This window comes from Bacillus sp. WC2507, from assembly GCF_052656125.1.
This window is the reverse complement of record NZ_JBQXPN010000001.1, coordinates 4,295,615-4,307,002: the sequence shown is the minus strand read 5'-3', so window position 1 is coordinate 4,307,002 and position 11,388 is coordinate 4,295,615. Positions and strand designations below refer to the sequence as shown.

Sequence of the window (11,388 nt, the reverse complement as noted above, 5' to 3'; positions counted from 1 at the left end):
TGGCCCATTTTATAGAAGAGCTGTGAAACCATATTGACAAAAAAGCGTTCTCATGTGATAATTCAATTAAATTTTTAGAATAATCAAAAAATATTCCTTTTACATATAAAGGATTCGAACATTATATAACTATTACGCCGGGGGTGACGAAATGTTATTTTTTCTAAAGAAATGGAATGAATTAAAAGATGTGAAATCTGAATTGGCACTTCGTGATTGGTTTTATGGTACAAAAATTAGTTTATCACTCTGTACGTCAAAAGAGCCGTTAACTTTTTTAGTAAACGTTGAGGGAAGAGATAAAGGGTTATTTTCAGAAGAAGATTTTATTGTTGTGAATTGTATGTGTGAGCCAGTATTTGAAAATGAAGAAAAACCAGCTGCGGAATCATTTATGCATGCGGATATTTATAAAAAAAGTAGTGCAGAATGTATTTTACAAGTGCAGACTGTAGATAGTCATTTAATATCAGAGTTATATGGAGAAGAAGGGGAAGTAACATTCGATAAACGTAGCGTGGAACGTGTTTTTGGAAAAGAAGGTATAACAGAAATGACAATTCCCATTGTAGAAGATGAGAAAAAATTCGCTGATTTATTAGAAAATAATGTGCCGAATTTTATTGAAGGTGGAGGAGTAGTTCTTGTTCATAATTATGGCATGATCGTGTGGGGGAAAACTCCAGAAGATACGAAAAAATGGCTAGAGGGTATAGAATATTTAATGAATTACCATGTGAAATTGTTAATGATAAAAGGTGCCAAGAGTTCTGTTATATAAAATGTTTGTGATTTCGTTACAAGTCAATAAATAAATGAAAGCGTTTTAAAAATAAATTTACTCATAAAATATAGGTCTCCTTATTATATATAGATTACATGTTGACATGTAAGGAGGAACATATTTTGCGAGTTAAATATCATTTTCTGCCAAAACAGCAAGTAACATTTTGCAAAATAAACGATTCAGGTGAAGAGGCTTTACACATTATGAATGAAACGGGATTTCGAGCAATCCCTGTATTAGCAGAAGATGAAAAGAAATTCATGGGGATTATTTATAAAGTAGATCTTTTAGAAAAGAAGTGTAATAGTGGATTAGAGAAATTAAGTACGGAACATATGCTGGAAGATTCCTCTGCATTTATTTTTGAAAAGGATTCTTTTTTCAGAGCATTTTATGTTATTCGTCGTCTTCCATTTTTAGCTGTGCTAAATGATTATAATGAATTTGTCGGTATCTTAACGCATTCTAATATATTTGATGTTATTGAAGATTCATTCGGTATGCGGACGGGTGGTTATATATTAACAATTGCAACACAAGATTGTAAGGGAACGATTAAAGAACTTGGGACATTGTTGAAGGCATTTAATATCGGTGGATTATTTACGCTAGATAACGGGGATCAATATATTCGCCGTGTTATCGTAAATATAACAGATGAGTTAAATGAAAAAAAAATAAAGAAATTAATTGAAAAAATAGAGAGAAAAGGATTCCGAGTGAGTCATGTAGATTATATTTAAGTTAAAAAGGAGAGGTACCAATTTGCTATATGCAGATTGGTACCTTTTTTAGTTTGAATAATGAATCCTATTTTGAAACAGGAGGCGGAGATAATGCTAAATCAGATAAAAAAATAAAATCTGCATGTTCGCGAATTTGAGGAATAGAAGTTTCTATAACACGGGATGTAATTTCACCTGGAGGCCCAACATGTCCGATAGCTACCATAATCGGCTTTTCTTGAAGTTTTTTGATGAGTAATTGAGCTTGTTTTGAAATATGTGCCGCTGTATACACATCATCAAAAAATAATTGGTTTTCAATAATAGGTACTCCTAATTCTTTCCCGATTTTTGGGACAACACTCTTAGGATTTGTTTTGCTATCTAAATAAAATAAACCGTGTTTTTTACAAGCTGCAAGTATAAGGCGTACAATTCTTTCGTCCGCGGTCACTTTTGATCCCATATGATTGTTCATCCCAATTGCATGCGGTACTTCTTGAATTGCTTGTTCGAGTCGGTTATTTATTTCTTCGTCGCTTAAATCAGTTGTAATCGCTTTTGGTCCAAGCCATTCTTTTTTACCTTTAATAGGTTCCATTGGCATATGTATAATAACTTCGTGTCCTTTCTTATGAGCCGCTATCGCATCTTCCTTTGTAGAAGGAAGAAAAGGCATAACGGCAACAGTCAGTGGAATAGGAAGTGATAACATTTTATCAGTTCCCTTCATATTATTGCCGAAGTCATCAATGACAATAGCTACTTTGTTTGTATGGGCCTTTGCTTGAACAGGGAACAAGAAGGATGGTAAGAACATAGTAAACATAAGCAATGCAATCGTATATTTGCGCATATAAATATTTCCTTTCTATTTTATCCCGCTATTTGCGGGCAGTAGGGAATGAACAAAATCCCCAATGATTAAATTTGCACTTTATCAATCATTATTATGTTTTGCGTTTTTATATAAATTAAACAAAAAATGTCGAAGAAAAGTATATGGAAAATAGAGAATCCGCTATTTAATTGGTATTTGTAAAAAAAGAAGATGAAAAAAATGTCTATTATTGCGAATGTATTTACAAAGATAGAATAATTTGTAATAATTCTCAAAGTGAGGGTAAAGATTTGTAAATTACAGGGAGAAAATGTTAAATTTTCTGATTCTTCAAATTCAAATATGATTAAGTAGTTAAAAGGCCAATGGAGAAGTGAAGTTGAGAGCAAGGAAGTATAATAAGGGGGATATGAATGTTTACTGTAAAAAGGAAGTACACATTAGAAAAGCTTTCACGTGATATTCATATAAAGCGTGAAGAAATGATTCAATTAGGTTTAACGAGTGGGTTAAATAGTATGGAGACAATTCAAGTTAGTCAAGAATTGGACAAGCTTATTTTACAGTACCAGTGCTATAAAGAAAAACAAACACCCAAATGGTTATCAATTATAAAGGTACCTATTTTTCAAATTGGGTATGAAGGAAAATCGAGTAATTTTTGGCGAATGCTTGTGGCTGGTTTTATGAAATAAGTATAATTACCCTTTTGGGATAAGGATAATTATACTAGGTGTAACGGAATTTCGATATGAACTGTCGTTCCTTCGTTTTCTATACTGTCAATAAAAATATGCCCATTGTACATCTCTACAATTCGTTTACATATGACAAGTCCAAGACCTGTTCCAGTATCTTTATTAGTAAAGAACGGATGAAAGAGGTGTTTTTGAATATGTTTTGGAATCCCTTTTCCAGTATCTATAATTTGCAATTGTGCATGTGTTTCATTGTTTGTTACGGAAATAGTTAGTGTGTCACCAGAAGTCATGGCTTCAATTGCATTTTTTGTAATGTTTAAAACCACTTGTTTCATATGGTCTTTTGAGCAACGTATATGAACAGGATGGTCTGGCAAATGTAAATGGAATACAATGTTATGTAGATTCGCCTCAGATTGAATAATCAATGCTACCTCATTTAAAATAGTTCTCACATCATATGTTTGTTCAATGATAGCGGTTGGCTTTCCAAGAATAAGAAATTCGCTTACAATTTCATTAATCCGTTCTATTTCTTGTTCAATGATGGAAAAATAGAACTGATCTTGTTCATCTTTATATTTTTCTTTTAATAGAGCGACGAGTCCTTTAATTCCGGTAAGAGGATTACGGATTTCGTGGGCTGTACTAGCTGCAAAAGTTCCAACCAATTCAATTTTTTGTAGTTCATTTTGTTGTCTTTCCAGTTTTGTTTGACGTTTTAACAACATATATTGAGCAAGTAAAAATAAAATAGACATTAAAAATAAAGTAGCTATACACTCTATTGAAACCCACTGGTATAAAGTTTTTTGATGGATAGGCAATGGAGAAACAGAGACCTTCCAATTTAATCGTTGGAGTGGAGTAGTAAGCATATTAGAATGCGCATCACTTGTTTCGTTATTATCATCGGTTAGAAAAACTACATCATGTTTATCGGTTACTTCAAAATGGTATTGTGGCTTAATGGCATTTAAAGATGATGAAATGTAATCAAAGCGTAAACTTGCTAACAATAAGCCTGAGAGCGCCTTCTGTTTATTGAAAATGGGAGAAGCAATCATAATCGCTTGATGTCCAAGAACACGATCTGTAATGGCTGATGATACAGTTGTTTTCTTCGTTTGTAACGCGTCTTGAATATATTTGCGATCTGAGACATCAACAGGTGGTCGTTCGCCTTCGGATGCGATTGTAATGATTCCTTCTGGTGTAGCGTAATATAGACCAGAAAAGCGTGCATCGTTTCCATCTGTATCATGTACAATTTGTTTCACTCCATTTATATTTCCAGTCTCGGTTCCTACGACTTTTGAGAGCATTTCTAATGCGGAGATTGCTTCACCAAGGTGATGATCTAAATAGTCTCTATATAAAAAGAGAACCGTGTGAGCAGATTGTTTGTTTTCCTGTTTCATTTTATACGAATGATATGAATAAAATGTAGCACCAATCCCTATCGTTGGTAGGATAACAAGCAATATATATAAAACTATGCTGTGGAATTTGACTTTCAAATTTGGTACTCCTTCTTTTTTATTATCATTATATATAAACTATGTTAAAATTGTCATGTTTTTATTCAAGAATCATTCATAATATATTTGGGGAGAGGTAATGAATGAGTGAATACTCATTCGGGAATTACATGAAGTACTAAGCTGTTTTTTTCTTTTTATTACTGAGAATTTAAGTGAAGGGTTGAAAGTTGTATGACATCAAATAATGAACGAGAAGATATTTCTCAATCTTTAAAAGTATTTATTGCATTATCTCGTGTACATCGTTCTGTTATGGATACTACAAATAAATCTATACAAAGTAACGGGTTAAATCCAACTGAATTTGCTGTATTAGAACTGCTATATCATAAAGGCGGTCAGCCACTTCAGCAAATTGGTGAGCGTATTTTAATAGCTAGTGGCAGCATTACATATGTTGTAGATAAGCTAGAAAAAAAGGGACTAGTAAAGAGAATTCCGTGCCCGAATGACAGACGTGTTATATATGCACAACTAACTGAGTCTGGAGAGACCTTTATTGCTTCTATTTTTCCAGGGCATGAGCAAGTTATACATCAGTCTTTTGAAATGTTAACGAAAGAAGAAAAGGATGAATTACTTGATCTATTAAAAAAGATTGGAAAGTATGAAAAATAATAGTATGTTCCAAAGGAGCTTTGGATAAAGAAATCCAAGGCTTTTTTGTTTACATGTAATTATGACAACATCTGCCGTATTTTGCTGAAGAATAAGAGGAGATTTGTAAGTAAGCATTGAATTATAGTAAGGATGTATATAATGGAGAGGAGGCTCGTTCATGTCATTTAAAGACTATGAATATAAACGGCCAAATATTGAAGAATTAAAAGAGAAGTTTACTGTTGCTTTAGAGAAGTTTGATAACGCAAAAACTGTAGAAGAACAAAAACAAGTCATTCATTCAATTAACGAAATTCGCAACGATTTTGGTACAATGGGGAATCTTTGTTACATTCGTCATTCTGTTGATACGACAGATGCTTTTTATAAGGAAGAGCAAGATTTCTTTGATGAATTCTCTCCAGTTGTACAAGGATATGGTACAAAGTATTATAAAGCGTTAATTCATTCTCCATTTCGTGAAGAATTAGAAGCGTATTATGGGAAGCAATTGTTTGCTCTAGCAGAGTGTGATTTGAAAACATATTCTGATGAAGTCGTGAAAGATTTACAATTAGAGAATAAATTGTCTTCACAATATACGCAGTTATTAGCATCTGCAAAAATTGACTTTGCAGGAGAAGAAAGAACGTTATCACAGCTTATTCCATTTATGCAAGGGAAAGAAAGAAGTGAACGTAAAGCAGCAAGTGAAGCATATTACGGATTTTTAGCTGAGAATGAGGAAGAGTTAGATCGTATTTATGATGAGCTTGTTAAAGTGAGAACGAACATCGCTAAATCTTTAGGTTTCAAAAACTTTGTTGAACTTGGATATGCGAGAATGTACCGTACAGATTATAATGCGGAAATGGTGGCGAATTATCGTCAGCAAGTACTTGATTATATCGTTCCAGTTACAACGGAATTAAGAAAGCGACAACAAGCACGTATTGGTGTAGAAAAATTAGCATATTATGATGAAAACTTTGAGTTTGCTACTGGTAATCCAACTCCAAAAGGAGATGCGGATTGGATTGTTAATCATGGGAAAACGATGTATAAAGAGTTATCGGCTGAAACGGATGAATTTTTCAATTTCATGCTAGATAATGATTTATTAGATTTAGTTGCGAAAAAAGGAAAAGCGGGTGGCGGTTATTGTACATATATCGAGAATTATAAAGCACCATTTATTTTCTCGAACTTCAATGGAACATCTGGGGACATTGATGTATTAACACATGAAGCTGGTCATGCTTTCCAAGTATATGAAAGTCGTAAGTTTGAAATTCCAGAATACAATTGGCCAACGTATGAAGCGTGTGAAATTCATTCTATGAGTATGGAATTCTTTACATGGCCATGGATGAAATTATTCTTTGAAGAAGATGCAGATAAATATTACTTCTCTCACCTAAGTTCAGCACTTCTGTTTTTACCGTATGGTGTATCTGTTGATGAATATCAACATTATGTATATGAAAATCCAGAAGCATCACCAGAAGAGCGTAAGACAGCATGGCGTAATATAGAGAAAAAGTATTTGCCGCATCGTGATTATGAAGATAATGATTATTTAGAGCGCGGTGGATTCTGGCAACGTCAAGGACATATTTATAGCTCGCCGTTCTACTATATTGACTACACGTTAGCACAAATTTGTGCACTGCAATTTTGGAAACGTGCAAGAGATAATAGACAAGAGGCGTGGGAAGATTATGTGAATCTGTGCCAACAAGGTGGAAGTAAATCATTCTTGGAATTAGTAGAAGTTGCAAATTTAACATCACCATTTGCTGAAGGCTGTGTGAAAAGTGTCATTACAGAAATTGAAGCATGGTTACATGCGATTGACGACACAAAATTGTAAAAAACATGCGCTTTTTTTCACATGTTTAACATCGACATAATGGGAAAATGATGAGATAATAAAAGAAAATTCAGAATACTAAAGAGGTGTTTCTCATAAGGAGCACCTCTTTTCACCAACAAAAAGGGGGGAAAGAAATATGCTTCAATCTAATATGGATGTGAGTTTAGAAAGTTTGGTGAACTCATTACAGTCTACTCGAAGCACGCTATTATCAGAAATTGAAATGTTAAATGATACAGAAGTGAATGTAAAGCCACGCCGTGATAAATGGAGTATTATTCAAATTTTGCATCACTTGCATTTAGTTGAACAATCTGTCACGTCTGCCCTTGTATATGCTTTACAAAAAAACGAAAGAAACACGACTCCATTTAAAGACCTCCAACTTACGCTTGATCGCACACATAAACGAGAAGCTCCTCAGCAAATGCAACCAACAGAAACGTTAATGAAAAAACAGCAAGGAATTCAATTACTAGAACATTCACGACAAGAACTATTACACGCGCTTCATAGTGTTATAGATGAAAAAGATCTATTTGAAAATGGATTAAAGCATCCTGTTTTTAATGATCTGAATTTGTATCAATGGATTCAATTTCTTGATTTGCATGAACAAAGACATCTTACGCAGTTAAAAGAGGCGAAACACGCAATTTTACAACGATAATTAGGAAGAAGTGGGAGACCACTTCTTTTTTGATATGTGCATAGTTTTCTTTCTTATTTTGGAATACTACATGGAGAAAGGAAAGAAGGAGTTGAAAAGTATGTCCAAGAAAAAGAAAGAAGAAGAGCGCGCTTGGAAAGCACGTAAAGAAAATCAAAAGCCACATGGAAAAGTGAAAGCTTTTGCTGAATTAGTTGAAGGAACAGAAAAAACGTGATGATGATTTCATCACGTTTTTTGTATGAGTGGAAAAGTTAATAAGAAGGTTGTACCGATTCCTTTTTCACTTATAATATCAATTTTTCCATTCATAGCTTGAACAACACTGAATACGACCATCATTCCAAGTCCAGTTCCTTTTTCTTTCGTTGAATAGAAAGGAGAGCCGAGACGTTTCACTTGTTCGGTATCCATACCGACTCCTGTATCTTTTATATATAACTGAATATGCTTATGATCAGGAACTAATGTGAAATAAAGATCACCGCCTTTTGGCATGGCCTCAATGCAGTTTTTTAAAATATTTAACAAGCATTGATTTAGTTTTTGTTTTTCTCCCGCGATAAAAAAAGAAGTGCTTTGCTTTATATAATGTGTACGCACATTTGCTAAATTAGCAAGCGGTGTAATTAACGATAATGCATGTAGCAGTTCTTCTTCTAACTGTAATCTTTGTTCTTTTTCAATACTTGGTTTTGCAAAGGTTAAATAATCTGTAAGAACGTGGTTTGCTTGTTCGATTCCGTTGATGGCAATGTCGATATATAATTTTCGCTCCTGCTCAGTGCATGTATCTGATTGTAAAAGTTGCAAAAATCCTTTCGTTGAAGTTAATGGATTGCGAATTTCATGAGAGATAGACGCTGCCATTTCACCAATTAAATGAAATTTTTCAGCATTCATAAGTTCGTTTTGGAGACGAATTTGAGTTTGTAATATGTGTAGTAAATATAAAATAAGAATCGTACCAAGTATCGTACATAACTCATACACAATAATATGTGGTATATAATCAGCCTTGTTTGTAACCTTTGAAAGGAAGAAAGGTATCCAACTAAATCCGTATGTGAGACTGTAGATAATAGCAAGTGCTATTTTTATACGATTAGAAGTTCGATTGAAAAATTTGTATGTAAATAATAGGACAATAAATAGAAGGATAGAACCGATAAGCGATGGGAAAACACCTATTCCTCCTAATAAGAAGCGGTATATATTTAATACAACTAATATAGAGCCGCCAGCAATAGGACCTCCGGTTAATGTACCGACAATTAATACGATATGCCGCATATCAAATTGAAATCCATAATTTGTTTTTGCTGCGAAAGTGATACATAGTATAGTAACGAGGCAACACAATACAATAAATATTGCTGAATTTAATTTAGGAGAACGTTTCCCTTTTTGATTCCAAAATAAATGGTATACGAGCATTGTAACAAGGATGAATAATATATTTAAAAAGAGATAAATAATAAAGGATTTCAGTGGGATGCCTCCTCTCTTCTCACATTAAATTAATCATACTATAAAATGAAAGAAATGAAATGAGAAATAGCGGAAAAATCAGAAATTTTTTCTGGTAGTATACAATATGTTACAATAAGCTTTGTCAATGAAAGAAGGAATTCCGTGCAATGCACGGGAGAGGTTCGCGAACTCCCTCTATAAAAAACTATGGAAACAACAATATCTTTAGGTATTGTTTTGTTTTTTTATTGTGACAGTTCAAGAACGTTCTTTCTTCTTATTCGTAATAGAGAAGGAGAATGAGTGAAATGAAAAAAGAAAAGGCAGTTGTTGTTTTTAGTGGAGGACAAGATAGTACGACATGTTTATTTTGGGCAATAGAGCAGTTTGCAGAAGTAGAGGCTGTAACGTTTAATTACAATCAACGTCATAAGTTAGAAATTGATTGTGCAGCGGAAATTGCGAAAGAGCTAGGAATTAAGCATACGGTACTAGATATGAGTCTATTAAATCAACTTGCTCCAAATGCGTTAACGAGAACGGATATGGAGATTACACATGAAGAAGGTGAATTGCCATCGACATTTGTAGATGGACGAAATTTACTATTCTTATCATTTGCTGCTGTATTAGCAAAACAAGTAGGAGCACGTCATATTGTAACGGGTGTATGTGAAACTGATTTTAGTGGTTACCCAGATTGCCGTGACGTATTTGTGAAATCGTTAAACGTTACTTTAAATTTATCCATGGATTATCCGTTTGTGATTCATACGCCACTTATGTGGATTGATAAAGCGGAAACGTGGAAATTATCAGATGAACTTGGAGCATTCGAGTTTGTTCGAGAAAAAACATTAACATGTTATAACGGAATCATTGGTGATGGTTGCGGTGAATGTCCAGCATGTCAACTTCGTAAAGCAGGATTAGATACGTACCTACAAGAACGCGAAGGAGCAAACAACTAATGGATAATTTCTTTGGATTTCGCATCGTAGAAAATTTGCAAAAAATGGACAAGGATATTCAGCGTAAACAGCTCAAATATCATAATAAAAGAGTAATGGTCAGCAAGGAATTTACATTTGATGCAGCGCACCATTTACACTGTTATGAAGGAAAATGTAAAAACTTACATGGTCACACATATAAAGTTGTATTTGGAATTAGTGGATATGTAAATGAAATAGGTCTTGCGATTGACTTTGGAGATATAAAAGAAATTTGGAAGAATGAAATAGAAATTTATTTAGACCATCGTTATTTAAACGAAACGTTACCAGCAATGAATACGACTGCTGAAAATATGGTCGTTTGGATTTATGAAAAAATGGCAGAAGCGTTAACAAAAGATAATCGTGCGAACGAATATAAAGGAGCTCGCGTTGAATTTGTTCGTCTATTTGAGACTCCGACTAGTTATGCGGAAGTAAGACGGGAGTGGATGCTCGATGAGTAAAATCCCTGTCTTAGAAATATTTGGTCCGACTATTCAAGGTGAAGGAATGGTTGTAGGACAAAAGACAATGTTTATCCGTACAGCTGGCTGTGATTATAGCTGCGCTTGGTGTGATTCTGCTTTTACGTGGGATGGATCGGCTAAAGATCAAATTAGACAGATGACAGCAGAAGACGTTTGGAATGAGCTTGTAGAAATTGGTGGCGAAAATTTTTCTCATGTTACGATTTCAGGCGGAAATCCAGCATTGCTGAAAAATATTGAGTTTCTTCTTTCTATATTAAAAGAGAATGGAATGCGAACAGCAATCGAAACGCAAGGGAGTAAATGGCAAGATTGGTTACTTCAAATTGATGAGATAACGATTTCTCCAAAACCACCAAGTTCGGCGATGAATACTGATTTTCAGAAGTTAGATGATGTGATTCAGAAACTAGCAGGAAAAGATATTAGTTTAAAAGTAGTAGTATTCGACGATCAAGATTTTGAATATGCAGTTAAGATGCACGAACGTTATCCCGATGTACCATTTTTCTTACAAGTAGGGAATGATGATACAAAAACTGTGGATGATGCGATGCTGATTAAGAAATTATTAGATAAGTACGAGTGGCTGATTGATAAAGCTGTAAATTGTAAAGAGATGAATAATGCAAAAGTATTGCCGCAGCTTCATGCGTTAGTATGGGGAAATAAACGCGGAGTATAA

General features: G+C 34.0%; 13 protein-coding genes and 1 riboswitch. Of the genes, 10 read left to right on the top strand and 3 right to left on the bottom strand.

What is annotated here, in order from left to right:
- Positions 1-151 precede the first annotated feature (151 nt).
- Together ACUN28_RS22735 and cbpA are read left to right on the top strand one after the other, a co-directional pair.
- Positions 152-781, top strand: coding sequence for a class II aldolase/adducin family protein (locus ACUN28_RS22735; protein ID WP_016088778.1), 630 nt, complete (start codon positions 152-154; stop codon positions 779-781).
- Positions 782-906: 125 nt separating this feature from the next.
- Positions 907-1,530 carry a cyclic di-AMP binding protein CbpA gene (gene cbpA / locus ACUN28_RS22730; protein ID WP_016133949.1) on the top strand — a complete coding sequence of 208 codons (624 nt, stop codon included), beginning with the start codon at positions 907-909 and terminating at the stop codon, positions 1,528-1,530.
- A gap of 67 nt (positions 1,531-1,597) precedes the next feature.
- On the opposite strand, the gene ACUN28_RS22725 is transcribed toward cbpA, so the two are convergent.
- Complete coding sequence (locus ACUN28_RS22725; protein WP_016088776.1) at positions 1,598-2,368, bottom strand: divergent polysaccharide deacetylase family protein; 771 nt, start codon at positions 2,366-2,368, stop codon at positions 1,598-1,600.
- Positions 2,369-2,766: 398 nt separating this feature from the next.
- On the opposite strand from ACUN28_RS22725, the gene ACUN28_RS22720 reads away from it, so the two are divergent.
- On the top strand, positions 2,767-3,048 hold the full coding sequence (locus ACUN28_RS22720; protein WP_016088775.1) for an aspartyl-phosphate phosphatase Spo0E family protein: 282 nt from the start codon (positions 2,767-2,769) through the stop codon (positions 3,046-3,048).
- 29 nt (positions 3,049-3,077) lie between these two features.
- Here the strand turns inward: ACUN28_RS22720 and ACUN28_RS22715 are convergent, their stop codons facing one another.
- Positions 3,078-4,574, bottom strand: coding sequence for a DUF3149 domain-containing protein (locus ACUN28_RS22715; RefSeq protein ID WP_445423420.1), 1,497 nt, complete (start codon positions 4,572-4,574; stop codon positions 3,078-3,080).
- Between the two features lie 195 nt (positions 4,575-4,769).
- Here ACUN28_RS22715 and ACUN28_RS22710 point away from each other — a divergent pair, with 195 nt between their 5' ends.
- The 4 genes from ACUN28_RS22710 (at position 4,770) to ACUN28_RS22695 (ending at position 7,961) form a co-directional block, all read left to right on the top strand.
- Positions 4,770-5,216: a MarR family winged helix-turn-helix transcriptional regulator gene (locus ACUN28_RS22710; RefSeq protein ID WP_000203348.1), complete on the top strand. Its 447-nt coding sequence runs from the start codon at positions 4,770-4,772 to the stop codon at positions 5,214-5,216.
- Positions 5,217-5,376: 160 nt separating this feature from the next.
- Positions 5,377-7,071: a M3 family oligoendopeptidase gene (locus tag ACUN28_RS22705; RefSeq protein WP_016088773.1), complete on the top strand. Its 1,695-nt coding sequence runs from the start codon at positions 5,377-5,379 to the stop codon at positions 7,069-7,071.
- A gap of 139 nt (positions 7,072-7,210) precedes the next feature.
- Positions 7,211-7,744 (top strand): DinB family protein, encoded by a 534-nt coding sequence (locus ACUN28_RS22700; protein WP_016088772.1) that lies wholly within the window; start codon positions 7,211-7,213, stop codon positions 7,742-7,744.
- Between the two features lie 100 nt (positions 7,745-7,844).
- Complete coding sequence (locus ACUN28_RS22695) at positions 7,845-7,961, top strand: DUF6254 family protein (RefSeq protein ID WP_000038254.1); 117 nt, start codon at positions 7,845-7,847, stop codon at positions 7,959-7,961.
- Between the two features lie 11 nt (positions 7,962-7,972).
- Here ACUN28_RS22695 and kinB read toward each other — a convergent pair whose 3' ends face one another.
- Positions 7,973-9,181, bottom strand: a complete 1,209-nt coding sequence (gene kinB, locus ACUN28_RS22690; protein WP_016088771.1) for a sporulation sensor histidine kinase KinB — start codon at positions 9,179-9,181, stop codon at positions 7,973-7,975.
- A gap of 207 nt (positions 9,182-9,388) precedes the next feature.
- Positions 9,389-9,432, top strand: a riboswitch (PreQ1 riboswitch).
- A gap of 93 nt (positions 9,433-9,525) precedes the next feature.
- Between kinB and queC the strand changes: the two genes are divergently transcribed.
- Genes queC through queE form a run of 3 tightly spaced genes read left to right on the top strand, consistent with a single transcriptional unit; the run spans position 9,526 to position 11,388 of the window.
- Positions 9,526-10,188, top strand: a complete 663-nt coding sequence (queC, locus tag ACUN28_RS22685) for a 7-cyano-7-deazaguanine synthase QueC (protein ID WP_000711595.1) — start codon at positions 9,526-9,528, stop codon at positions 10,186-10,188.
- A complete protein-coding gene (gene queD / locus ACUN28_RS22680) occupies positions 10,188-10,679 on the top strand; it encodes a 6-carboxytetrahydropterin synthase QueD (protein WP_000368412.1) in 492 nt (163 codons plus the stop codon). Before queC ends, queD begins: the two co-directional genes overlap by 1 nt.
- The gene (queE, locus tag ACUN28_RS22675; protein WP_016088770.1) at positions 10,672-11,388 is read left to right on the top strand and encodes a 7-carboxy-7-deazaguanine synthase QueE; all 717 of its coding nucleotides are present in this window, start codon (positions 10,672-10,674) and stop codon (positions 11,386-11,388) included. The genes queD and queE overlap by 8 nt, the downstream gene beginning before the upstream one ends.

What these genes read in the sequence shown, in the direction of transcription:
- queC (WP_000711595.1), top strand. Translation starts at nt 9,526, where the DNA reads ATGAAAAAAGAAAAGGCAGTTGTTGTTTTTAGTGGAGGACAAGATAGT.
- kinB (WP_016088771.1), bottom strand. Translation starts at nt 9,181, where the DNA reads ATGCTCGTATACCATTTATTTTGGAATCAAAAAGGGAAACGTTCTCCT.
- ACUN28_RS22695 (WP_000038254.1), top strand. Translation starts at nt 7,845, where the DNA reads ATGTCCAAGAAAAAGAAAGAAGAAGAGCGCGCTTGGAAAGCACGTAAA.
- ACUN28_RS22725 (WP_016088776.1), bottom strand. Translation starts at nt 2,368, where the DNA reads ATGCGCAAATATACGATTGCATTGCTTATGTTTACTATGTTCTTACCA.
- ACUN28_RS22710 (WP_000203348.1), top strand. Translation starts at nt 4,770, where the DNA reads ATGACATCAAATAATGAACGAGAAGATATTTCTCAATCTTTAAAAGTA.
- queD (WP_000368412.1), top strand. Translation starts at nt 10,188, where the DNA reads ATGGATAATTTCTTTGGATTTCGCATCGTAGAAAATTTGCAAAAAATG.
- ACUN28_RS22705 (WP_016088773.1), top strand. Translation starts at nt 5,377, where the DNA reads ATGTCATTTAAAGACTATGAATATAAACGGCCAAATATTGAAGAATTA.
- queE (WP_016088770.1), top strand. Translation starts at nt 10,672, where the DNA reads ATGAGTAAAATCCCTGTCTTAGAAATATTTGGTCCGACTATTCAAGGT.
- ACUN28_RS22735 (WP_016088778.1), top strand. Translation starts at nt 152, where the DNA reads ATGTTATTTTTTCTAAAGAAATGGAATGAATTAAAAGATGTGAAATCT.
- ACUN28_RS22720 (WP_016088775.1), top strand. Translation starts at nt 2,767, where the DNA reads ATGTTTACTGTAAAAAGGAAGTACACATTAGAAAAGCTTTCACGTGAT.
- ACUN28_RS22700 (WP_016088772.1), top strand. Translation starts at nt 7,211, where the DNA reads ATGCTTCAATCTAATATGGATGTGAGTTTAGAAAGTTTGGTGAACTCA.